The sequence below is a fragment of the Streptomyces sp. NPDC026394 genome (assembly GCF_055567735.1).
In genome coordinates this window covers 1-23283 of the sequence record NZ_JBVHPX010000020.1, presented here as the reverse complement: position 1 = coordinate 23283, position 23283 = coordinate 1, and the positions used below count along the sequence as shown (strand labels likewise).

15 protein-coding genes and 1 tRNA gene are annotated in these 23283 nt (G+C 71.0%); 4 read left to right on the top strand and 12 right to left on the bottom strand.

Annotation, left to right across the window (positions count from 1 at the left end; translation table 11 throughout):
* The first annotated feature begins 137 nt into the window (after nucleotides 1–137).
* The 3 genes from ACZ4QV_RS32835 to ACZ4QV_RS32825 all read left to right on the top strand — a co-directional run bounded on the left by ACZ4QV_RS32835 (nucleotide 138) and on the right by ACZ4QV_RS32825 (nucleotide 3474).
* Complete coding sequence (locus tag ACZ4QV_RS32835; RefSeq protein WP_361618350.1) at nucleotides 138–974, top strand: Fpg/Nei family DNA glycosylase; 837 nt, start codon at nucleotides 138–140, stop codon at nucleotides 972–974.
* A gap of 850 nt (nucleotides 975–1824) precedes the next feature.
* On the top strand, nucleotides 1825–2844 hold the full coding sequence (gene hemC / locus ACZ4QV_RS32830; RefSeq protein WP_361155665.1) for a hydroxymethylbilane synthase: 1020 nt from the start codon (nucleotides 1825–1827) through the stop codon (nucleotides 2842–2844).
* Between the two features lie 120 nt (nucleotides 2845–2964).
* Nucleotides 2965–3474, top strand: coding sequence for a hypothetical protein (locus ACZ4QV_RS32825; protein WP_361155664.1), 510 nt, complete (start codon nucleotides 2965–2967; stop codon nucleotides 3472–3474).
* Between the two features lie 89 nt (nucleotides 3475–3563).
* On the opposite strand, the gene ACZ4QV_RS32820 is transcribed toward ACZ4QV_RS32825, so the two are convergent.
* The 10 genes from ACZ4QV_RS32820 to ACZ4QV_RS32775 form a co-directional block, all read right to left on the bottom strand.
* A complete protein-coding gene (locus tag ACZ4QV_RS32820; protein ID WP_361155662.1) occupies nucleotides 3564–3983 on the bottom strand; it encodes a PPOX class F420-dependent oxidoreductase in 420 nt (139 codons plus the stop codon).
* A 281-nt stretch (nucleotides 3984–4264) separates the two neighbouring features.
* On the bottom strand, nucleotides 4265–4735 hold the full coding sequence (locus ACZ4QV_RS32815; RefSeq protein WP_125044652.1) for a Dps family protein: 471 nt from the start codon (nucleotides 4733–4735) through the stop codon (nucleotides 4265–4267).
* A 343-nt stretch (nucleotides 4736–5078) separates the two neighbouring features.
* Nucleotides 5079–5462, bottom strand: a complete 384-nt coding sequence (locus ACZ4QV_RS32810; RefSeq protein WP_030024638.1) for a helix-turn-helix domain-containing protein — start codon at nucleotides 5460–5462, stop codon at nucleotides 5079–5081.
* A gap of 109 nt (nucleotides 5463–5571) precedes the next feature.
* Complete coding sequence (locus ACZ4QV_RS32805; protein WP_467763800.1) at nucleotides 5572–6129, bottom strand: CinA family protein; 558 nt, start codon at nucleotides 6127–6129, stop codon at nucleotides 5572–5574.
* A 150-nt stretch (nucleotides 6130–6279) separates the two neighbouring features.
* On the bottom strand, nucleotides 6280–7023 hold the full coding sequence (pgsA, locus tag ACZ4QV_RS32800) for a CDP-diacylglycerol--glycerol-3-phosphate 3-phosphatidyltransferase (RefSeq protein WP_361155660.1): 744 nt from the start codon (nucleotides 7021–7023) through the stop codon (nucleotides 6280–6282).
* Nucleotides 7020–8513, bottom strand: a complete 1494-nt coding sequence (gene rimO / locus ACZ4QV_RS32795; protein WP_361155658.1) for a 30S ribosomal protein S12 methylthiotransferase RimO — start codon at nucleotides 8511–8513, stop codon at nucleotides 7020–7022. The genes pgsA and rimO overlap by 4 nt, the downstream gene beginning before the upstream one ends.
* A 102-nt stretch (nucleotides 8514–8615) precedes the next feature.
* Entirely contained in the window at nucleotides 8616–9431 is an 816-nt protein-coding gene (locus ACZ4QV_RS32790; protein ID WP_361155657.1) for a helix-turn-helix domain-containing protein, read from the bottom strand.
* 329 nt (nucleotides 9432–9760) lie between these two features.
* On the bottom strand, nucleotides 9761–12586 hold the full coding sequence (locus ACZ4QV_RS32785) for a DNA translocase FtsK (protein ID WP_361591388.1): 2826 nt from the start codon (nucleotides 12584–12586) through the stop codon (nucleotides 9761–9763).
* A gap of 226 nt (nucleotides 12587–12812) precedes the next feature.
* Nucleotides 12813–13472, bottom strand: coding sequence for a response regulator (locus ACZ4QV_RS32780; protein ID WP_031008240.1), 660 nt, complete (start codon nucleotides 13470–13472; stop codon nucleotides 12813–12815).
* 253 nt (nucleotides 13473–13725) lie between these two features.
* On the bottom strand, nucleotides 13726–19236 hold the full coding sequence (locus ACZ4QV_RS32775; RefSeq protein ID WP_361638502.1) for a HAMP domain-containing protein: 5511 nt from the start codon (nucleotides 19234–19236) through the stop codon (nucleotides 13726–13728).
* Between the two features lie 288 nt (nucleotides 19237–19524).
* Here ACZ4QV_RS32775 and ACZ4QV_RS32770 point away from each other — a divergent pair, with 288 nt between their 5' ends.
* Entirely contained in the window at nucleotides 19525–22167 is a 2643-nt protein-coding gene (locus tag ACZ4QV_RS32770; protein ID WP_361155651.1) for a SpoIIE family protein phosphatase, read from the top strand.
* 76 nt (nucleotides 22168–22243) lie between these two features.
* Here ACZ4QV_RS32770 and ACZ4QV_RS32765 read toward each other — a convergent pair.
* Both ACZ4QV_RS32765 and ACZ4QV_RS32760 read right to left on the bottom strand, forming a co-directional pair.
* Nucleotides 22244–22319, bottom strand: a tRNA-Thr gene (locus tag ACZ4QV_RS32765).
* Between the two features lie 109 nt (nucleotides 22320–22428).
* Nucleotides 22429–23127 carry a DegT/DnrJ/EryC1/StrS family aminotransferase gene (locus ACZ4QV_RS32760; RefSeq protein ID WP_467763789.1) on the bottom strand — a complete coding sequence of 233 codons (699 nt, stop codon included), beginning with the start codon at nucleotides 23125–23127 and terminating at the stop codon, nucleotides 22429–22431.
* Nucleotides 23128–23283 lie beyond the last annotated feature (156 nt).

The window sequence follows — 23283 nt, the reverse complement described above, 5'->3', positions numbered from 1 at the left end:
GTACACGGTCCAGGACTCGCCCGGCCCGGCCCCGGACCAGCCGATTCAGCGCCCCCGCACCTGTCCTCCACATCCGGCCCCCACCCCCAGCTCCCACACCCGACCCACCACCCGCCCTCACCCGGCACAATGTCCCCATGCCCGAAGGCGACACCGTTTGGCGCACCGCCCGCCGTCTGCACGAAGCGCTGGCCGGCAAGCCACTGACCCGCTCCGACCTGCGCGTGCCGAAGCTCGCCACCGCCGACCTGTCCGGCCGTACGGTCCTGGAGGTGGTCCCGCGCGGCAAGCATCTCCTCACCCGCGTCGAAGGCGGACTGACCCTCCACTCCCATCTGCGCATGGACGGCGCCTGGAAGATCTACGCGCCCGCGGAGCGCTGGCGGGGCGGCCCCGCCCACCAGATCCGCGCGGTCCTCGCCACCGCCGACCGCACCGCCGTCGGCTACCGCCTCCCCGTCCTCGAACTCCTGCGCACCGCCGACGAGGACGACGCCGTGGGCCATCTGGGCCCCGACCTGCTCGGCCCCGACTGGGACCCGGCCGAGGCCCTGCGCCGTCTGCTCGCCGACCCCGCCCGCCCCCTCGGCGAGGCCCTGCTCGACCAGCGCAACCTGGCCGGCATCGGCAACGTCTTCAAGTGCGAACTGTGCTTCCTGCTGCGCGCCTCTCCCTGGCTCCCGATCGGCCGCCTGCCGACACCGGAGCGCGCCACCGCCCTCGCCAAGAAGCTCCTGGAAGCCAACAAGGACCGTCTCGCCCGCGTCACGACGCCGAGCGCCCGCCCGGACCGTCGCCAGTGGGTCTACGGCCGCGCCGGCCGGCCCTGCTTCCGCTGCGGCACACCGATCCGTACGGGAGAACAGGGTCCGCCCACCCAGGAACGCGTCACCTACTGGTGCCCCACCTGCCAACCGGAGGAGGACGGAACGGCACCGGAGGGCCACAAGGCAACGCCGACGCACGGCACCTGACGGTGCGTCACCTCACGGTCCCGCCCTACCGCCACCCAGCGCCGCCCCGTCCCGGCACCACCACGCCCCAACTCCGTCACCGAAGCCGACGCCGCCAGGCCGCCACGCCACCGACGCCGCCACCCCGGCTGATCCGCCCTCCCGTCCCTTCGGCCGATCGGGTGACCACCCTCCCCCTCCCAGCGGCCCGACGCCCCTACCACCGGCCGCCGGAACCTCCACCCCGCCTCCGGCCCCACCCACTTCGCCTCCTGTTCCCGTTCCTGCCACCGCTGCCGCCCCCACCCCTGCCCCGCATCCGCTCCGCCCACGGCACGCAGTGCACCGGCAGCAGGCTCAGCCCCCACCCGCCGGCCGCCACCGCTCCCTCGACGATCCCTTGTGTGCCCGGCCACAGCGTCAGCCGGAGTACGGCCCACCACCACAGGCACGCGGCCGCAGCCCTGGCCGCCAGCCGGGCCGGGGATATACCGAACCGGGCGAAGAAGTCGTGCCTAGCCATGGCTGCCTCCTCCGGCCGACGCTAGACGGACGCAGCCGCCCAGCGGGAGGGCGCACCGGGGCACAACCGGCGCGAACGTTTCGACGGGGCCCGCTCGTCCATGCCCCGTTCTCACGGATCTCTGTCTTCCCGGTATTTTCGCCCGCCACCACCCCGACCGCATCCAGACGCCCCGCGCCCGGCGCCCGGCGCGACGGACGCGCGCACCGGCGCCGCCGCCCCCTCCCACCCCGTACACCAGCCCGAACCCGTACCTCCCCGGCCCGTCGCCCGGAGTCTCTTACGCTGCACTGAATGATCACCGCCGACGGCGGGCACCGCCCGAGATCCACCGAACGGAGGCCGCCCGTGAGCACCGATTTCCCCGCCCGCGAGCTGCGCATCGGAACCCGTACGAGCCCCATGGCCCTCGCCCAGACCGCCCACGTCACCCACCTGCTGCACCAGCTCGACCCGGAGCTGCGGACCGTGGCCGTCCCGGTCCGGACCGAGGCCGACCTCTGGCACGGCGAGTTGTCCGGCATCGGCGGGAAGGACCTGTTCGTCAAGGCTCTCGACGCGCGGTTGCAGAGCGGCGACGTCGATCTCGCGCTGCACTGCCTCAAGGACGTGCCCGGCGACGTGCCGCTCCGCGCGGGCCTGGTCGTCGCCGCGCATCTGGAGCGCGCCGACGTCCGGGACGTCCTGGTCGTCCCCGAGCACTCGGCGGTGCGCCACCTCGACGAACTCCCTCCCGGCGCCCGGATCGGCACCGCTTCCGTACGCCGCCGGGCCCAGCTCCTGCGTACCCGCCCCGACCTGCGGATCGTTCCGGTACGTGGCGCGGTGGGCACCCGCCTCGACCTCCTGGACGGCAAGCACACCGGCCCCGTCGACCCCACCGAACCGGCCGACTCCACCGAACCCGTCCACCCCACCGGCCTCGACGCCCTGATCCTGGCAAGCGCCGGGCTGGCGCGGCTCGGCCTGAGCCATCGGGCGCGGCAGGTCTTCGAGGTCGAGGAACTGCTGCCGGCCGTCGGTGCCGGTGTCCTGTCCCTGGAGTGCCGGCGCGACGACAGCGCCGTCGCCGCCCTGCTGGAACAGCTCAACCACGAGCCCACGCTCACCGAGGCGACCGCCGAACGCGTCATGCTCCAGGGGTTGCGCGGCCACTGCAACAGCCCCATCGCGGGCTACTGCGTCACCGGCCCGGGCGGCCGGCTCTCCCTGCGCGGCATGGTCTTCTCCCCGGACGGCGCCGCCTTCGCGCAGGTCCATCTGTGCAGCGACGCCCCGCACGACCCGGCGGCACTCGGCGCGCACGCCGCCACCGAACTCCTCAGCCAGGGCGCCCGCTCCCTGATCGACACCGGAATCCCGCTTTGAACCCCCCGCTTTGAACCCCCGCTCTGAACCGCCGCGTTGAACCGCTTTCCCGCACCTGCCGCATTTCGCACACCGACCCCGACCCGAAAGGCCGGTGCAGGCAGGCGTACGCTCCCGATCATGGAGGGGCGTAAGGCGCTTCGGCGCCGTATTCGTATCTGGCTTGTCGTCTTCATCATCGGTCTCGTGCTGAGCGGACTGACGGCATTTCCGCTCAGCGCCGAAATCCGGTGGGCCGATGAACTGTTGCGGTCGGACGCGTCACCACTCGCCGGGCAACTTCCGGGGCTGGTGGAGTGGATCGGCAAAGCCCGGGAGGGGCTGGAGGCGACCGACGCGAAGTATCCGTTCCTGCTGTACGGAACGGACTGGCTGGCGTTCGCGCACCTGGTCATCGCGGTGGCCTTCTACGGTCCGTTCCGCGACCCGGTCCGTAACATCTGGGTCATCGACTTCGGCATGATCGCATGCGCGGGAATCATTCCGCTGGCCCTCATCTGCGGGCCGATCCGCGGAATTCCGTTCTACTGGCAGCTGATTGACATGTCGTTCGGCGTCTTCGGCGTGATTCCCCTGCTGGTGGTCCGCCGAATGATCAAACGTCTGGAGGCGTACGAACTCGCCGCCTAGCCGCGAACCGCACACCGCACATCGCACACCGCACCGAACAGCAGCAGGACCTCCCCCGAATTTCCGGGGGAGGTCCATCGCACGGAACGTCAGCCCGCCTGGCTGCTGTCCTTGAGCGTGCCCCAGCCGTGCCAGCGGTCGATCTCGATCCAGGCGCTGACCCGGGCACGGTCGCGCTGCGGGTAGGGGTCGCCGAGGTAGTGGTGGGCCAGCCGGTCGATGTCGGCCAGGTCCTTGTCCTCACGGAACTCGGTGACGCGGCCCATGATGCTGATGTGGGTGTACCAGCTCGACTCGTCGAGAACGGTGATCGTCACCCGGGGGTCGTTCCGCAGGTGCTGCAGGCGCTTGCGTCCCTCGTCCATGTTGACGAGCACCCGGCCGTCGTCCCAGAGGTACCAGGTGGCCGTGGAGACCGGCTGCCCGTCCGACCGCAGGGTCGTGATGACGGCCGGGTTGGCCTTCTCCAGCATGGCGACCGCCTCTTGCGGCAGCGGGGGTTTCGACATAGCGGACACTCCTCCATACGTTGCTGATCCGGCGTTCGTCTCCCCAACATGATCGTCCGCCCATACCTTCCCCCTTCACAGACACGCCACTACGGCGCTCCGTCACAGAGGGCGCACCACCGCGTCACCGTTCCGCCCCGCCGCGACGGCCGAGCGCCCCCCTGACGGCGTCAGAGGGGCGCTGAAGAGGCCGGGCCACGTCCGGTCATGTGCGACACGGACCGGCCGGGAAGAACCGAGCAGACGGACCGCGTTTGGGTCGGCCGGAGACCAGGCAAAGGTCAGGCGGACTCGGCCTGGAACATCCAGTGGTGCTTTTCGAGGTCGGCGGTGAGGCCGATGAGGATGTCCTGGGAGACCGGGTCGGGCTCGTCCGTAACGCGGATGCGCTCGCGCATCCGGGCGATGACGGCACCGAGCGCGTCGGTCACGACGCGGACGACCTCGGCGTCCTTGATCCAGTTGTCCTGCACCGTGTCGATGCCGCTGGTCTTCGAAACCGTCTCGGCCCGGCCGTCCGGCGAGACGCCGATCGCCGAGGCACGCTCGGCCACCGTGTCGGCGTAGGCGCGGGCCGTGTCCACGACATCGTCGAGCTGGAGATGTACGGACCGGAAACGCGGGCCGATGATGTTCCAGTGGACCTGCTTCGCCACGAGCGAGAGATCCACCAGGTCGACGAGGGCTCCCTGCAGTGCGTCCCCGACCACCTTGCGCGCGTCGTCGGACAGCGTGCTCTTGACGACAGACATCCATTTACTCCTTTTCAGGGCGAATGAATACGTTCGCCCATCGTACAAACGATTGGTCCTGTCTGTACGGATCGGGTACCCAGATGCGTTGCGGTAATGCGCGGACGCTTCACCTTGAGGACGAAGGTCCTCACCGCCCCCGTCTTTCTCTCCGGGGCCTCGGGCCCTTCGCCCTCCTCTTCGGCTCTCCCGTAGGGCTTGCCGGGGCGGGCCGCCTCTCACAGGCCCGTGAACGCCTCGAACCCCGCCCGGCGGCGCCGGACGGGGTTCAGGGAAGTCGACAGAGCATTCAGGAAGACACGGGGGGGACCCAGCGGCCTCGGGCCCCAACGGCCCGGCAGCCTCAGGCCGCCACGACGTCCACGGCCTCCGCGGGGGCCTTGATCGTCACACGGTCCTCCGGCACCCCGGCCAGCGAGGTCACGGACACCGAGTTCAGCTTGGGGCGGACCGGTGCGGGCACCGGGTCGCTCGCGGCGGCGGACCGCGCCAGCTCCGCGAGTGCCAGCTCGTCGCTGACCTCCCGCATGAGTTCGGACATGCGCACGTCCAGCGCGTCACAGATCGCCGAGAGCAGTTCGGAAGAGGCTTCCTTCTGTCCCCGTTCGACCTCGGACAAGTAGCCGAGCGACACCCGGGCGGAGGAGGAGACCTCGCGCAGGGTGCGGCCCTGGCGCTGACGCTGTCGGCGCAGCACGTCACCCAGCAGGCGACGAAGCAGAATCATCGCTGGCTCCCTCCTCGGACCTCGGATCCGGATCCTTCTCGCCCCACCGTACCGCCTCGGGCCTCGGCCGTGCGGGGCGCGAGTTCGTGTTCACTCAGGGCTGCAAACATCAAATTTCCCCCCGTTGTTCCGTATCCTGTGCCGCCGCGTTCTCTGTCAGTTGGCTCACCAGCAGCCGGAGCACCGCCGCCACGGTGTCCCGGCGGATCCGTCGGCGGTCACCTTCCAGCGTGAGGCGCAGCACAACGCCCGCTCCGCCGGGGCCCTCGGCCGCGACGAATACGGTGCCCACGGGTTGTCCGTCCTGGGGGTCAGGGCCGGCAACCCCTGTAGTGGCGATACCCCAGTGGGCGCTCAGCACACGCCTTACACCACGGGCCATCTGTCGGGCAACCTCCGCGTCCACGGCTCCGCGCGCGTCGAGCAGCGGCCCGTCGACCCCGAGAATGTCCCGTTTGAGCCCGGTCGCGTACGCCGTCACCGAGCCCCGGAAGACCCGGGAGGCTCCGGGTACCCCGGTGAGCGCTCCGGCCACCAGCCCGCCCGTGAGCGATTCGGCCACGGCCAGGGTCTGCCCGCGCGCCGCGAGCGCGTCGAGCGCCCGCGCCGCCGCGGACGACGTCTCGGCGGCCGGCTCCCCGTCGCCCTCGCCCGTACAGGCACGCACGGCCTCAGGGGCCTCAGGGGCCTCAGAAGGCCCGGGGACACCAGCAGGGGCGGCAGCCTCGCCGCCCGCCGCCACGCCCGCCTTCCGACCCGTATCAGCGTGCATTTCCGCGGCCACTTCGGAAGGTCGCCCAGGCGGTCGGCTCCGTCTTCACCGTACGGAGTTCCCGTCGTCCGCCACGGCCCCGGACCGGCCCGCGGCTCGCGCGCCCCCGGCAGGGCCGTCGCCGTGTGCCTCGGCGGCCGACCTGGCCCGCTGCTCGGCCTGTACGGCCCGCGCCTCGGCCAGCCCGGCCCGCCGCAGGACGATCGCCTGCCGTACGTAGTCCAGGCCGGTCACGACGGTCAGCGCCACGGCCACCGCCATCACCCACCACCGGAACGACGCCAGCGGCCCGGTCAGCATGAGCACGTACATGCCGACGGCGGTGCCCTGGGCGAGGGTCTTCAGCTTCCCGCCGCGGCTGGCGGGGATCACCCCGTGCTTGATCACCCAGAAGCGCATCAGGGTGATGCCCAGCTCACGGAAGAGGATGACACCCGTCACCCACCACGGAAGGTCGTCCAGCACGGACAGGCAGATCAGCGCCGCACCCATGATCGCTTTGTCCGCGATCGGGTCGGCGATCTTCCCGAAGTCCGTGACCAGGTTGTACTGGCGCGCCAGGTGGCCGTCGAACAGGTCGGTGATCATGGCGATGGCGAACGCCGCCCAGGCGAACGAGCGCCAGGCCGGGTCGTAGCCGTCCCCGTGCATCAGCAGCATCACGAAGGCCGGTACGAGCAGCAGCCGCACCATCGTCAGGACGTTGGCGATGTTCCACAGCCCGGCCGTCCGGACGGCCGGCGCCGGGCGGTGGTGCCCACCGGCCGCGGAAGCCGGGACTCCGGTCATCTGCCCGCCTCCTCAGTACACGGCGCGCCGTCCACCGACAGCACCTCGGCCACCAGGTCGACGCCTTCACTGGCCACGACCTTTGCTTCGACCATACGACCCGGCGCAAGGTCGAGTGAGGTGCGCAGCAAGGTGACGCCGTCGGTCTCGGGGGCCTGGTGCGCGGCGCGCCCCACGACCCCGTCCTCCTCGTCGACGCTGTCCACCAGGACCGTCAGGGTCTCCCCCAGCCGTTCCTCGGCGCGCTGCGCGGTCAGCTCCTCGGCCAGCCGGGAGATGTGCGCGAGGCGCTCGGCGACCTCGTCCGGGTCGACCTTCTTGTCGTACGTGGCGGCTTCGGTGCCGTCCTCGTCGGAGTAGCCGAACACGCCGATCGCGTCCAGCCGGGCCCCGGTCAGGAAGCGCTCCAGCTCGGCGACGTCGTCCTCGGTCTCGCCGGGGAAGCCGACGATGAAGTTCGAGCGGGCACCGGCCTGCGGCGCCTTCGCCCGGATCTGCTCCAGCAGGTCCAGGAAGCGGTCGGTGTCGCCGAAGCGCCGCATGGCGCGCAGCACGCCTGGTGCCGAGTGCTGGAAGGACAGGTCGAAGTACGGGGCGACCTTGTCGGTCTCCGTCAGCACGTCGATCAGGCCGGGGCGCATCTCGGCGGGCTGGAGGTAGCTGACCCGGACGCGTTCCAGGCCGTCGACGGCGGCCAGCTCCGGCAGCAGCGTCTCCAGCAGGCGGATGTCGCCCAGGTCCTTGCCGTAGGACGTGTTGTTCTCGGAGACCAGCATGATCTCCTTCACGCCCTGCTCCGCCAGCCAGCGCGTCTCGCCGAGCACGTCGGAGGGGCGGCGGGAGATGAAGGAGCCGCGGAAGGACGGGATGGCGCAGAAGGAGCAGCGGCGGTCGCAGCCGGAGGCCAGCTTCACGGAGGCGACCGGGCTGGTGCCCAGGCGGCGCCGGAGCGGCGCACGGGGCCCTGAGGCGGGCGCCACGCCCTCCGGCAGGTCCGCGGGGGCCGGGGCCGGTTCCGCCGCGCCGTGGCCGGGCAGGGCGACGCCTGCGGCGTCCTGGCGCTCGGCGGGGCTGATCGGCAGCAGCTTGCGGCGGTCGCGCGGGGCGTGGGCCTCGACGTTGCCGCCGCTCAGGATCGTCTGCAGCCGGCCGGAGATGTCGCTGTAATCGTCGAAGCCGAGGACGCCGTCGGCCTCCGGGAGGGCGTCGGCCAGCTCCTTGCCGTACCGCTCGGCCATGCAGCCGACGGCCACCACCGCCTGGGTGCGGCCGTGGTCCTTCAGGTCGTTGGCCTCCAGCAGGGCATCGACGGAGTCCTTCTTGGCGGCCTCGACGAAACCGCAGGTGTTGACGACGGCGACATCGGCATCGGCGGCGTCCTCGACGAGGTCCCAGCCGTCCGCTGCCAGGCGGCCTGCGAGCTCCTCCGAGTCCACCTCGTTACGGGCGCAGCCAAGAGTGACAAGGGCGACGGTACGGCGTTCGGGCATGGAGCCAGCGTACTTTGTCCCGGCAACCTCCATCGCTGCCAGGGTTGCCCCGTCCGGCCGACGCCCCGGTCCCGGCCCGGCTCGGGCCCGGTCCTGGCCTGGTCAGCCCGCCTGCGGGCCCGCCGAGTAGCTCAGCCGCTCGACCGCTCCCTTGTCGCCGACCTTCTCGACCTCCTTGCCGTTGACGAACAGCTGCACGACGCCGGCGTTGCCGACGACCAGGTCGATCCGCTTCTTGTCCGTGAAGGTCTTGGACTCGCCCTTCTTGAGCAGGCCGTCCTCCAGCAGCCGGCCGTTGGCGTCCTTGGCGGAGATCCAGCTCTGCCCGTCCTTCGCGGTGATCTTGATGGTGACCTTGTCCTTCGGGACGCCCGCGATGGCGCTCTCCGAGGGCCCGGGGCCGGGGACGGTGCTGGGCCTGGCGGTCTTGCCGGACTTGCCGGCGGCGGGCTTGGTCGGCTGCACCGGCGCGACGGTGTTCTCCCCCTCGGCGACCGCGCTCCCCTTGCCGCCGCCGCTGAAGAGGGTGAAGCCCACGAAGCCGACGACCACGACGATGGCCGCGACCATCGCCGCCGTCCAGTTCGGGCGGCCCCGCTCGGGCCGGATGCGCTCGGCCTCGAAGAGCGGCGCCGCGGGGGTCGGCTCGGGACGGCCGCCGCGGTCCCCGTCGAACTGCGCGACCAGCGGTTCCGGATCGAGCCCGACGGCGCGTGCGAGCGTACGCAGGTGCCCCCGCGCGTAGACGTCGCCGCCGCACCGGGAGAAGTCGTCCTGCTCGATGCCCTGCACGATGGGCACGCGCACCCGGGTGGTGGTACTGACCTCGTCGACGGTCAGTCCCGCCGCGATACGGGCCTGCTGGATGGCGTGGCCGATGGAGGGCCGGTCGTCTTCGGAGGAGTTGCCGATGGACACGTGGGCGCCTTTCGAGCGTGAGCCACCTGCTGGAGGTTCAGTCTAGGGGTGTACCGAAAGGGTCGGGCAAGCGGAAGAGCGGACTTTGTACGCCATCAGAAGGCCGGGTGAGGCCGCCGGACGCCCGGTCCGGTTGCCGATGGTGCACCATCCTTCCACCACCTCCCTCAACTTGACGTAGCGACGGAGGAAACGGTTGCTTTCGATCTCCCACAGCCGCTTCGGACCGCCCGTACGAGTGAACTTGGAGCGTGACTCCTGGACTTCCTCCGCCGTCGCCGCGCGTCCGATGGACATCCCCGGACGACGGCTGCGGAGAACAGCAGCCGCTATGAAGGCGTCTCCCCCCGGATGACCGCCAGTACGCCCTCCAACTCGTCCGGCTTGACCATGACGTCGCGCGCCTTGGACCCCTCGCTCGGCCCGACGATGTTGCGCGACTCCATCAGGTCCATCAGCCGCCCGGCCTTGGCGAAGCCCACCCGCAGCTTCCGCTGGAGCATGGACGTGGACCCGAACTGGGTGGAAACCACCAGCTCAGCGGCCTGGCACAGCAGGTCCAGGTCGTCGCCGATGTCCTCGTCGATCTCCTTCTTCCTGGCCGTGCCGACGGTGACGTCGTCCCGGAAGACCGGCGCCATCTGGTCCTTGCAGTGCTGGACGACCTGCTGGACCTCGTCCTCCTGGACGAACGCGCCCTGCATCCGCACCGGTTTGTTCGCGCCCATCGGCAGGAACAGGCTGTCGCCCTTGCCGATCAGCTTCTCCGCGCCGGGCTGGTCGAGGATGACCCGGCTGTCGGCGAGCGAGGAGGTCGCGAACGCCAGCCGGGACGGCACGTTCGCCTTGATCAGACCGGTCACCACGTCCACCGAGGGACGCTGGGTGGCCAGCACCAGGTGGATGCCGGCGGCGCGCGCGAGCTGGGTGATGCGGACGATGGAGTCCTCCACGTCGCGCGGCGCGACCATCATCAGGTCCGCCAGCTCGTCCACGATCACCAGCAGATACGGGTACGGCGACAGGTCGCGCTCGCTGCCCTCCGGCGGCTTCGCCTTGCCGCTGCGCACGGCCGCGTTGAAGTCGTCGATGTGCCGGTAGCCGTAGGCCGCCAGGTCGTCGTACCGCAGGTCCATCTCGCGCACGACCCACTGCAGGGCCTCGGCGGCCTTCTTGGGGTTGGTGATGATCGGGGTGATCAGGTGCGGGATGCCCTCGTACGCGGTCAGCTCGACGCGCTTGGGGTCGACCAGCACCATGCGCACCTCGTCGGGGGTGGCGCGCGCCATCACCGAGGTGATCAGGCAGTTGATGCAGGACGACTTGCCGGAGCCGGTCGCGCCGGCCACCAGGATGTGCGGCATCCGCGCCAGGTTGGCCGAGACGTACCCGCCCTCGACGTCCTTGCCGAGGCCGACCAGCAGCGGGTGGTCCTCGCCCACCGACTCCGCCGAGCGCAGCACGTCGCCGAGGTTGACCATCTCCCGGTCGCTGTTGGGGATCTCGATGCCGACCGCGGACTTGCCGGGGATCGGGCTGATGATCCGTACGTCCGGGCTGGCGACGGCGTACGCGATGTTCTTGGCCAGCGCGGTGATCTTCTCCACCTTCACTGCGGGGCCCAGTTCGATCTCGTAGCGGGTGACCGTGGGGCCGCGGGTGAAGCCGGTGACCGCCGCGTCGACCTTGAACTCCTGGAAGACGGTGGTCAGCGACTCCACGACGGCGTCGTTGGCCGCGCTGCGGGTCTTGCCGGGGCCGCCGCGGGTGAGCAGGTCCAGCGACGGCAGCGCGTAGGTGATGTCGTTGGACAGCAGTAGCTGCTCGGCCCGCGAGGGCAGCTCGCCGGGCGGCTCCGGCGCGGGCTTCGTGAAGTCCGGCACCGGGCCCGAGGGCTTGTCCGTGTCGTCCCGGCCCGGGCCGCGGGCGGGCGGCACCGCGCCGCTGTCCTGCTTCCTGCCGGGCGTGGGCCGCTCGTCGTCGCCACGCTCACCGTCGCGGTCCTCCCCGTCACGGCGCTCGCCGGAGATGCTGCTGCTGAGGTCGGCGACCAGGGGGGACGGCTGGACGCCGTGCAGGACGGCCCCGTCCAGCGAGGCGGCGGCCGCGGCGGCCACGTCGACCGCGTCCATGGGACGGTCGGCGGGCTGCAGGGGCGTACGGCGCCCGCGGCGGCGCTTGGCCAGCGCCGCCTCCTCTATGGCGTCCGGATCGTCCACGGGAGCCGGGCCGACGGCGCGCCGCGCGCCCCGCCCGGACCGGTCGCGCCGGTCCTCGGCGTACTCCTCCGGCTCCACGGCGACCGGCTCGGGCTCGTACACCTCGACCAGGCCCAGCCGGGCGCCGAGCAGCCGCAGCCGCTGCGGGATGGCGTTGACGGGTGTGGCGGTGACGACGAGCAGGCCGAAGACGGTGAGCAGCACCAGCAGCGCCACCGCCAGGGTCTGGCCGACGGTGAAGATCAGCGGCTTGGACGCGGCCCAGCCGACATAGCCTCCGGCGTCCTGCACGGCCGCTATGCCGTCGCCCCGGCCGGGCGACCCGCAGGCGATCGCGACCTGGCCCAGGACGCCGAAGACCAGGGCGGTCAGGCCGATCACGATCCGCCCGTTGGCCTCGGGCTGCTCCGGATGCCGGATCAGCCGCAGCGCGATGCCGCCGAGGAGTATCGGTACGACCAGGTCCAAGCGGCCGAAGGCACCGGTGACCAGCAACTGGACGAGGTCGCCGACCGGGCCGCTGAGGTTGGACCAGGTGCCGGCCGCGATGACCAGGGCGAGGCCGAGGAGCAGCAGCGACACCCCGTCCTTGCGGTGCGCCGGGTCCAGGTTCTTCGCACCGCGCCCGAAGCCGCGGAACATCGCGCCGACAGCGTGTGCCAGCCCGAGCCAGCAGGCCCGCACCAGGCGGTAGACGCCGCTGGTGGGCGACGGCGCGGGTCTCGGCGGCGCCTTCTTGGCGGCCGCCTTCTTCGCCGGCGCGCGCTTGGCCGGTGCGGTCTTCTTGGCGGGCGCCCTCCTGGCCGGAGCCGGCGCCTTCTTCGCCGGTGCTTTCTTCGCGGCGGCCTTCTTGGCGGCGCCCCCGGGCTGTCCGGCGCGCTGCTTCGAGGGGCCCGCCGTGCTCTGGGAACCCTTGCCGGACGTACGTGAGGCCATGGTGACGAGATTACAGGCGACGGCCACAGTGACACGAGCGCTCGGCCCTTCACCCATTCGTGTCGCGCTCCGCGCCGGACACTTCACGCCGACGGCCCACGACACCGGCACCGCACACGGCTGGTGATGGGCCGTCAGAGCCGCGCCGGGGCGGCAACCCGCCGCCGTGGCCCGCAGGCCGCCCGGCAGGCGACTGGAGCGCCAGGCGGCGCCGCAGGGCGCCGCGTCAGGAGGCGGCGTTGCCCGTGCCGGGTTCCAGGGCGTCCAGCGCCCGCCGCAGTCCGGTGAGCTTGCGCTCCAGATGGGCCGCGGTCGCGATGGCCGCCGCGTCCGCCGACTCGTCCAGCTGCTTGGACAGCGCCTCGGCCTGCTCCTCCACGGCCGCGAGCCGGGCGGACAGCTCGGCGAGCAGCCCCGCGGGCTCCCTGGCCTCGTCCGCCGCGGCACGGCCGCTCTCCAGTTGCAGCCGCAGCAGCGTCGCCTGCTCCCGCAGTTGACAGTTCTTCATGTACAGCTCGACGAAGACCGAGACCTTGGCGCGCAGCACCCACGGGTCGAACGGCTTGGAGATGTAGTCGACCGCTCCCGCCGCGTAACCACGGAAGGTGTGGTGCGGGCCGTGGTTGATGGCGGTCAGGAAGATGATCGGGATGTCGCGGGTGCGTTCGCGCCGCTTGATGTGCGCGGCTGTCTCGAACCCGTCCATCCCCGGCATCTGCACATCGAGCAGGATCACCGCGAAATCGTCGGTGAGCAGTGCCTTGAGCGCTTCCTCCCCGGACGATGCCCGCACCAGTGTCTGATCGAGCGCGGAGAGGATCGCCTCCAGCGCCAGCAGATTCTCCGGCCGGTCATCGACCAGGAGGATCTTGGCCTTCTGCACCATGGCCCGTCCTCCTCGCCCCGGCAATGAACCGGACGCCGCCCCAGGGGACGGCTCTGTCATGCCGCCCGTCCTTGTGCCGGTCATCGTAGCCGCACCCCGCCTGTCGCCACACCCTGTCACCGCGATGTCACTGTGCACGTAGCACAAACGCAGCGAGAGACCAGAAGGTTCCCCGAATACCGCTCTCCCACACGTGGTCGGCCACACTGAGTCAACATGCGGGGAACCTTACGAGCCTCATTTGACGAACGTGTCACCGCGTGCGCATCCATTGCTCCATCACCGTCAGCAGGTGGTCGGTGTCCACCGGCTTGGTCACGTAGTCGGACGCCCCGGCCTCGATGCTCTTCTCCCGGTCGCCCTTCATCGCCTTCGCGGTCAGCGCGATGATCGGCAGCCCGGCGAACTGCGGCATCCGCCGGATCGCGGCCGTGGTCGCGTAGCCGTCCATCTCCGGCATCATGATGTCCATCAGGACGAGCACCACGTCGTCGTGCTGCTCCAGGACCTCGATGCCCTCCCGGCCGTTCTCCGCGTACAGCACCGACAGCCCGTTCTGCTCCAGCACGCTGGTGAGCGCGAACACGTTGCGGATGTCGTCGTCGACGATCAGCACCTTCTCGCCGTGGAAGCCGCCGTCGAACCCGGCCGACACCAGGTCCTGGCCGTTGCCGATCCAGGGCTCCTCGACATGCGTCCGCGCGGGCTCCTCCACGGGCTGCGGCGCCGCCGGCGCGGGCGCCGCCGGCAGCTCCGGCCGCGGCGTCTCGACGGCGGCCGCCCGGCGGCGCCGCCGGGCGATCCCCGGACCGCTGCCCCGGGACGGCGCGACGCCGGTCTGCACGGCGTCCTCCGCGGCCTGCCGCCCCAGCTCCGCGTCGCGCGCCTCGGCGTCCATCGCGAGCCCGCCCGCGACCAGCTGCGGGTAACCCTGCGGCGGCAGCCCGCCCGGGTTGTACGGCAGGTAGAGCGTGAAGGTCGAGCCGCGGCCCGGCTCACTGGCGGCGTGGATCTCGCCGCCGAGCAGCCGGGCGATCTCCCTGCTGATGGACAGGCCCAGGCCCGTACCGCCGTACTTGCGGCTCGTGGTGCCGTCCGCCTGCTTGAACGCCTCGAAGATCACCCGCATCTTGCTGGACGCGATGCCGATGCCGGTGTCCGTCACCGAGAACGCGATCATGTCGGCGTCCGGCTCGCGCAGCGCGCCGTGCTCCAGCAGGTGCTCGCGGATGTCCGTCGGCACGTCGTCACCGGCGGGCCGGATGACCAGCTCGACGGCGCCGCTGTCGGTGAACTTCACCGCGTTGGCCAGCAGGTTGCGGAGCACCTGGAGCAGCCGCTGCTCGTCGGTGTGCAGCGTGGCGGGCAGCTCCGGGGAGACCCGTACGGAGAAGTCGAGTCCCTTCTCCGCGGTCAGCGGCCGGAACGTGGCCTCGACGTAGTCGACGAGCTGGACCAGCGCGATACGGGTCGGGCTGACGTCCATCTTGCCCGCCTCGACCTTCGACAGGTCCAGGATGTCGTTGATGAGCTGGAGCAGGTCGGAACCGGCGCCGTGGATGGTCTCGGAGAATTCGACCTGCTTCGGGGAGAGATTCCCCTCCGCGTTGTCGGCGAGCAGTTTGGCGAGAATCAGCAGCGAGTTCAGCGGCGTCCGCAGCTCGTGCGACATGTTCGCCAGGAATTCCGACTTGTAGCGCATCGAGACGGCGAGCTGCTCGGCGCGCTCCTCCAGGACCTGCCGCGCCTCCTCGATCTCGGTGTTCTTCACCTCGATGTCGCGGTTCTGCGCGCGCAGTTGCTCGGCCTTCTCCTCCAGTTCGGAGTTGGACAGCTCCAGCGCCTTCTGGCGGCTCTCCAACTCGCCGGAACGTTCCTTGAGTTGTTCGGTCAGCTCCTGCGACTGCTTGAGCAGCACCTCGGTCTTGGTGTTGACGGAGATGGTGTTGACGCTGGTCGCGATCATCTCCGCGATCTGGCTGAGGAAGTCCTTCTGGATCTGCGTGAACGGCTGGAAGGAGGCCAGCTCGATCACACCGAGCACCTTGTCCTCGAAGAGCACCGGCAGCACGATCACATTGGCCGGCGGCGCCTCGCCGAGCCCGGAGGCGATCTTCAGATAGCCGGAGGGCACGTTCTCCACCAGGATGGTGCGCTTCTCCTCCGCCGCCGTGCCGATCAGGGTCTCCCCCGGCCGGAACGTCGTCGGCATGCTGCCCATCGAGTAGCCGTACGAGCCCATCAGCCGCAGCTCGTAGGCGCCCGGCTCGCCGCCGTCCGCACCGATCTCGTTGCTGTCGCCGGGCTGCGCGGCGAGGAAGAACGCGCCGTGCTGCGCCGAGACCGCCGGGGACAGCTCGCTCATGATCAGCGTCGCCACGTCCTTGAGGTCGCGGCGGCCCTGCATCAGACCGGAGATCCGGGCCAGGTTGCCCTTGAGCCAGTCCTGCTCCTCGTTGGCCAGGGTGGTCTCGCGGAGCGTGGCGATCATCGTGTTGACGTTGTCCTGGAGCTCCAGGATCTCGCCCGCCGCGTCCACGTCGATCCGGACGTTGTGGTCGCCCAGCGTCACCGCCGCGGCGACGGCGGCGATCGCCCGCACCTGGCGGGTCAGGTTGCCCGCCATCTCGTTCACCGACTCCGTCAGGTCCTTCCAGGTGCCGGCCACGCCCCGCACCTGCGCCTGACCGCCCAGCTGGCCGTCCGTCCCCACCTCGCGGGCCACCCGGGTGACCTGCTCGGCGAAGGAGGAGAGCTGGTCGACCATCGTGTTGATGGTCGTCTTCAGGGCCAGGATCTCGCCCCGCGCGTCGATGTCGATCTTCTTGGTCAGGTCGCCCTTGGCGATGGCCGTGGTGACCATCGCGATGTTGCGCACCTGGCCGGTCAGGTTGTTGGCCATCGAGTTCACCGACTCGGTCAGGTCCTTCCACGTACCGGCGACGCCGGGTACGCGGGCCTGGCCGCCCAGGATGCCGTCGGTGCCCACCTCACGGGCCACCCTGGTGACCTCGTCGGCGAACGACGACAGCGTCGTGACCATCGTGTTGACCGTGTCGGCGAGCTGCGCGACCTCGCCGCGCGCCTCGACCGTGACCTTCTTGGTCAGGTCGCCGTTGGCGACCGCCGCCGAGACCTGGGAGATGTTGCGCACCTGGATGGTCAGGTTGTTGGCCATCAGGTTGACGTTGTCGCTCAGGTCCTTCCAGATGCCGGTGACCCCCGGCACCCGGGCCTGGCCACCGAGCTGGCCCTCCGTACCCACCTCACGGGCGACGCGCGTCACCTGCTCGGCGAACAGGGAGAGCTGGTCGACCATCGTGTTCACGGTCGTGACCAGTTCGAGGATCTCGCCCTTGGCGTCGACGGTGATCTTCTTCGACAGGTCGCCGCGCGCGACCGCGGTAGTCACCTCGCCGATGCTGCGCACCTGGGACGTCAGGTTGTTCGCCATGAAGTTGACGGACTGGGTGAGGTCCTTCCACGTACCGCTGACGCCCTGCACCTCGGCCTGGCCGCCCAGGATGCCCTCGGTGCCCACCTCGCGGGCGACGCGCGTCACCTGGTCGGCGAACGACGAGAGCTGGTCGACCATCGTGTTCAGGGTGTTCTTCAGCTCCAGGATCTCGCCCCGGGCGTCCACGTCGATCTTCTGCGACAGGTCACCGCGGGCCACCGCCGTCGCGACCTGCGCGATGTTGCGGACCTGGGCGGTGAGGTTGCCGGCCATGCCGTTCACCGAGTCGGTCAGATCGCGCCAGACCCCCGCGACGCCCGGCACCTGCGCCTGGCCGCCGAGCCTGCCGTCCGTACCGACCTCGCGGGCCACCCGGGTGACCTGCTCCGCGAAGGCCGAGAGCTGGTCGACCATCGTGTTGATGGTGTTCTTCAGCTCCAGGATCTCGCCGCGCGCGTCGACGTCGATCTTCTGCGACAGGTCGCCGCGCGCGACCGCCGTCGTCACCTGGGCGATCTGCCGCACCTGGGACGTCAGGTTGCCCGCCATGAAGTTGACGGAGTCGGTCAGTTCCTTCCACGTACCGCTGACGCCGTCCACCCGGGCCTGACCGCCCAGCCGGCCCTCCGTACCCACGTCCCGGGCCATCCGGGTGACCTGGTCGGCGAACGAGGAAAGCTGGTCCACCATGGTGTTCACGGTGTTCTTCAGCTGGAGCATCTCGCCAGACACGTCGACGGTGACCTTCTGCGACAGATCACCGTTGGCCACCGCCGTCGTCACCTGCGCGATGTTGCGCACCTGACCCGTCAGGTTGCGGAAGGCGGTGTTCACGGAGTCCGTGAGGTCCTTCCAGGTGCCCGCGGCGCCCGGTACGGCGGCCTGGCCGCCCAGCTCGCCCTCGACGCCGATCTCGCGCGCGACGCGCGTCACCTCGGCGCCGAACGAGGAAAGCTGGTCCACCATGGTGTTCACGGTGTTCTTCAGTTCGAGCATCTCGCCCGCGACGTCGACCGTGACCTTCTGCGACAGATCACCGTTGGCCACCGCCGTCGTCACCTGCGCGATGTCACGGACCTGACCCGTCAGGTTGCGGAAGGCGTTGTTCACCGAGTCGGTGAGGTCCTTCCACGTACCGGCGGCGCCCGGCACCTGCGCCTGCCCGCCGAGCTGGCCCTCGGCACCGACCTCGTTGGCGACCCGCGTGACCTCGTCCGCGAACGTGCGCAGCGTCTCGGTCATCGTGTTGATCGTGTCGGCGAGCTGCGCGACCTCGCCGCGCGCGCTGACCGTGACCTTCTGCGACAGGTCGCCGTTGGCGACCGCCGTGGTCACCTGGGCGATCCCGCGCACCTGGGCGGTGAGGTTGCCGGCCATCAGGTTGACGGAGTCCGTGAGGTCCTTCCAGACCCCCGCGACGCCCGGCACCTGCGCCTGGCCGCCCAGCTCACCCTCCGTACCGACCTCGCGGGCCACCCGGGTGACCTCGGAGGCGAAGGAGGAGAGCTGGTCCACCATCGTGTTGACGGTGTTCTTCAGCTCCAGCATCTCGCCGGCGACATGCACGGTCACCTTGCGTGACAGATCGCCCTTGGCGACCGCGGTGGTGACCAGCGCGATGTCCCGCACCTGCGCCGTCAGCCGGGACGCCATCGTGTTGACGGACTCGGTCAGGTCCTTCCAGGACCCGGACATGCCGCGCACCCGCGCCTGCCCGCCGAGCTTGCCCTCCGTACCGACCTCGCTGGCGACCCGCGTCACCTCGTCGGTGAAGGCCGAGAGCTGGTCCACCAGGCCGTTGACCGTGCGGCCCACCTTCAGGAACTCACCGCGCAGCGGATGCGCCGAGGTCCCGTCCGTGCCGCGCGAGCGCAGGTCCATCCGCTGTTCCAGGTCGCCCTCGGACACCGCGGAGAGCACCCGGCCCACCTCGGACACCGGCCGTACGAGATCGTCGACCAGGGCGTTCGAGGCGTCCACGGCCGCGGCCCAGGAGCCCTCACAGGCCCCGGCCTCCAGCCGTTCCGTGAGTTTTCCCTCACGGCCGACGACCCGGCGCACCCGCGCCAGCTCTCCCGTCAGGTGCAGATTGCGGTCCGCCACCTCGTTGTAGACAGCGGCGATCTCCGACAGCACTCCGTCGCCGGAGACCGTCAGCCGCTTACGGAAATTCCCGTCCCGCATCGAGACGAGTGCAGCCAGCAGCCGGTTCAGCGCAGCCGTATCCACCTCAGTCGTCCCGTTGCTCCGGGAACGTCCGCCTTTCGCGCGCGTGCTCGTGCCCCGCGCCGCTGCGCCAGACTCCACCGTGTCCCTCCCGCAGGGTCGACCGTTCTACCCGGGCCTTCTCTTTGAGCTTGCCCAGTGTTTCACCATGGCCCAACCAGGCCATAACAGTTCGGCAGCATCGCATACCGTCCCGGAGCACGATCGGGGCGCAAACAGACGTGACCGGCATCCGCACGCGCGGCGAAGGTAAGTAACCTGGCATCCGGCTGTCCACCCGCCCTGGCCGTCCAGCACGGGCAGTGGGCGAGCACACCAGGCTTTCGGAGGGGCGCCGCCATGGTGGGAGAGCAGATCACCGACACACGCATGAGGAGACCAGTGATCACCGCGCGGGCCGCTGCCACGTTCGAGCCGGTCGGCCGCTCGGTCGCCACCGCCCGCGCCTTCGTGCGCGACACCCTCCAGGGCTGGGGCTACGGCGACATCGTCGACGACGCCGTCGTCCTGACCAGCGAACTGGTCACCAACGCCGTCGTCCACGCGGGCACCGCCGCCGACGTACTGTGCCTGCGCTCGGACGGCGGGGTGCGCATCGAGGTCGCGGACCGCTATCCGGAGCGCGAGATCCCGCTGCAGAACGCCGGCCGCGCGTTCGCCCATCCGGACCGCGAGGGCGGCCGAGGGCTGCTGCTGTGCGGCGCGCTGGCCACCCGCTGGGGCGTGGAGTACACCGCCTCCCAGAAGCACGTCTGGTTCCAGCTCGACCTGCCCGAGCGCCCGGCCGGCACCCGCTCGGCGGGCCCCGCCCTGCCCGTGGACGCCCTGCCGGTCGCCGACAGCCGGGTCCGCGTCGCCGTCGTCCAGGTCGACCGCGGCGGCTGCATCAGCTTCTGGAACGAGGACGCCCGGGACCTCTTCGCGTACGACCCCGAGCAGGTCGCCGGCAAGCCGCTCACCGACTTCGCGGCCTGGCCGCACACCCCCGGCACCGGCACCGGCATCGCCGAGGCCCTCCAGCTCTCCCGCTGGGAGGGGTCCTACGGCATACGGGGCGCCGACGGCCGGGTCGTCCCGGTGTACGCCTCCCACCTGCGCGTCCGCGACGCCGACGGCGAGCCGTACACGGTCTGCCTCCTGGTGCGCGACCACGAGCGCGCCGTCCTGCAGAGTCCGCTGCGCACCCCGGCCCCCGACCAGGCCGCCCAGCCGCCCGAGGGCCGCGGCCCCGCCGACCCGTTCGAGGTCTTCATCGGCTCGCCGGCCCCCGACGACCTGGACGGCCTGCTCCAGCGCACGGTCGAGCGCGCCCGCGACATGCTCGACGGCGACGCCGCGTACCTCCTGCTGGCCACCGACGACGAGACCGAGCTGGAGGTACGGGCCTCCACCGGCCTGCCCTCCGCCCGCCAGCGCTTCGCCCGCGTCCCGGTCGAGGCGGGCTCCGGACGGTACGGCTCCGCCCGGATGCCGGCCGTCCACGAGGACCTGACCGCCGTACCGGGCGCCGTGCCGCTGCTCTCCGGTACGGGCATGCGCTCGGTCGTCACGGTTCCCCTGAAGGTCGAGGGCCGCCTGACCGGCTCCCTGGGCGTCGCCGCCGAAGCTCCCGGCCGCTACACGAACGAGGAGGCGCTGCGCCTCCAGTTCGCCGCCGACCGCATCGCGCTGGCCGTCGAACGGGCCCGCCTGACCGAGCTGGAGCGGCTGCGCCGCGGCTCCCTCTCCTTCCTCGTCGAGGCGTCCGACCTGCTGGCCGGCACCCTCGACCGGGACCAGACGCTGGCCCTGATGGCCCAGATGACCGTCCCCACCCTCGCGACCTGGTGCGCCGTGTACACCGTCGCCGACCAGGCCTCCGAGCCGGAGCTGTCGTACGTCCTGCACGAGGACGAGGACCGCATCGACGGCCTCAAGTCGCTCCTGATGAAGGTCGCGCCGCCCGAGCCGGTGCCCACGCCCGGCGCCCGCCTGTGGAACGCGCCGACCGACGCCGCCCACGACGCGGCCCTGCGCACCTCCCTGCGCAGCCTGGGCCTCGGCAACTCGGCCCGTCCCTCCAAGGGCCCCGGCGCCACCCTCGCCACCGCCTCGGCGGTCGGCGGCGAGACCGTCGTCCTGCCCCTGGTCGCCCGCAACCGCGTCATCGGGATGCTCACCCTCGGCAAGCCCAGCGAGGAACACTTCCGCCAGGAGATCCTGGAACTCGCCGAGGACCTCTCCCGCCGGGCCGCGCTCGCCCTGGACAACGCGCGCCTGTACTCGGAGCGCACGGCCATCAGCCAGTCCCTCCAGCGCAGCCTGCTGCCCCCGGAGCTGCCCGAGGTCCCGGGCGTCGAGGTCGAGGTCATCTACCGCGCGGCCGGCGAGGGCAACGAGGTCGGCGGTGACTTCTACGACCTCTTCCCCATCCGCGACGGCGCGTACGGCTTCGCCATCGGTGATGTCTGCGGTACGGGCCCGGAGGCCGCCGCGGTCACCGGCCTGGCCCGGCACGCGCTGCGCCTGCTCGCGCGCGAGGGCTTCGGCGGTCCCGCCGTCCTGGAGCGCCTGAACGCCGCGATCCTCGACGAGGGCGCCCGCAGCCGCTTCCTGACCCTGCTGTACGGCGAACTGTGGCCGCAGCGCGACGGCAGCGCCGTCCTGAAGGTCGTCTGCGCGGGCCATCCGCTGCCGCTGCGCCTGCGCCAGGACGGCACGGTCGAGCCGGCCGCCGAGCCGCAGCCCCTGCTGGGCGTCATGGAAGACCTGGAGCTGTACGAGCAGACCGTCACGCTCGACCCGGGCGACGTCCTGCTGTGCGTCACCGACGGCGTCACCGAGCGCCGCGAAGGCACCCGGATGCTGGGGGACGACGGTCTCACGGACGTGCTGACGACCTGTACAGGTCTGACCGCCGGCGCCGTGGCCGCGCGCATCCTGCGGGCGGTGGAGCGCTTCGCCGCGGAACCGGCGTCCGACGACATGGCCATCCTCGCCATGCGCGTCCCCGAGGTCCCGCTCGACGCGTGACCCGGGGGCCCGTCGGCCCCTCCCTTTCCGCCGCATACGGGAAAGGCCCCCGCCGTTCGGCGGGGGCCTTTCCCTCTGGAGCCCCAATACGGAATCGAACCGTAGACCTTCTCCTTACCATGGAGACGCTCTGCCGACTGAGCTATTGGGGCGCGGCAACGAGGAAAACTCTACCCGAACTCGTCCGATAAACCGAATCAAGAAGCGCTCACCCGGAAGAGTGCCTGCGAAACGCACACCGCTCCCCCACAAAAGGGACTTTCAGAACGCCGGTTGCGGCGCCGGTCGCAGTAGTCCGCCGAGTGCGTTGCAGGCGGCGGCCATCTTCTGCAGTTCGCGTCGAGACAGTTCGAAGCGCACCGGCAGCGCGAGCGTCTCGTCCACGGCCCGCTCGGTCTGCGGCAGGAACACGTCCCGCCGCAGCCCCGGCATGCGGTACACAGGCGCCTGTACGGGCACGCGGCACGCGACACCCCGGGAGCGCAGGGCCCGCGCGAAGGCGTCGCGGTCCGGCCGTCCGTTGCCCGGCACCCGCACGACGTACTGCTCATAGGTGTGGCCCGCGACGGCGGACGGCGTCAGCACGCCGGTCAGCCGCCCGTCCAGGTAGGCGGCCCGGTCCTGCCTGCGCCGTACGTCGTCCTGGCCCGGCCGCCCGGCACCGGGCTCGTCGGCGGCGACGACCAGCAGACCGTACCGCCGCCCGGTCTCGCGTATCCAGCCCATGTCCGCCGGCCGTCCGAAGCGGTGTACGGCGACGACGGCCGCCGTACGCGGGGTGACCGCGTCGGCCACCGCGGCGGGATCGAGGCAGAGGCTGTCGGCGTCCACGTCGGCGAAGACCGGCAGCGCTCCCAGCTCCACGACCGCCCGGGCGACCTCGGGGCTGCCGTACGCCGACACCACCACCTCGTCGCCTTCGCGGACACCGGCCGACCTGAGCGTTTCCACTGTCGCCATGTCACGGAGCCTGACCACGTGAAGTGAACATGAAGTAACGCGCCGCACTGCACCGTGAGAACAAAAAAGCTCCGGTCCCTGAACCAGAGGTTCAGGGACCGGAGCTGAAAAATTGTTCGGCGGCGTCCTACTCTCCCACAGGGTCCCCCCTGCAGT

Bases quoted from the DNA above. Each gene is read 5' to 3' on its own strand.
- ACZ4QV_RS32820 (WP_361155662.1), bottom strand. From the start codon at position 3,983: ATGTCGAAACCCCCGCTGCCGCAAGAGGCGGTCGCCATGCTGGAGAAG.
- ACZ4QV_RS32835 (WP_361618350.1), top strand. From the start codon at position 138: ATGCCCGAAGGCGACACCGTTTGGCGCACCGCCCGCCGTCTGCACGAA.
- ACZ4QV_RS32780 (WP_031008240.1), bottom strand. From the start codon at position 13,472: ATGGTGCAGAAGGCCAAGATCCTCCTGGTCGATGACCGGCCGGAGAAT.
- rimO (WP_361155658.1), bottom strand. From the start codon at position 8,513: ATGCCCGAACGCCGTACCGTCGCCCTTGTCACTCTTGGCTGCGCCCGT.
- ACZ4QV_RS32760 (WP_467763789.1), bottom strand. From the start codon at position 23,127: ATGGCGACAGTGGAAACGCTCAGGTCGGCCGGTGTCCGCGAAGGCGAC.
- ACZ4QV_RS32770 (WP_361155651.1), top strand. From the start codon at position 19,525: ATGAGGAGACCAGTGATCACCGCGCGGGCCGCTGCCACGTTCGAGCCG.
- ACZ4QV_RS32815 (WP_125044652.1), bottom strand. From the start codon at position 4,735: ATGTCTGTCGTCAAGAGCACGCTGTCCGACGACGCGCGCAAGGTGGTC.
- ACZ4QV_RS32785 (WP_361591388.1), bottom strand. From the start codon at position 12,586: ATGGCCTCACGTACGTCCGGCAAGGGTTCCCAGAGCACGGCGGGCCCC.
- ACZ4QV_RS32825 (WP_361155664.1), top strand. From the start codon at position 2,965: ATGGAGGGGCGTAAGGCGCTTCGGCGCCGTATTCGTATCTGGCTTGTC.
- ACZ4QV_RS32810 (WP_030024638.1), bottom strand. From the start codon at position 5,462: ATGATTCTGCTTCGTCGCCTGCTGGGTGACGTGCTGCGCCGACAGCGT.
- pgsA (WP_361155660.1), bottom strand. From the start codon at position 7,023: ATGACCGGAGTCCCGGCTTCCGCGGCCGGTGGGCACCACCGCCCGGCG.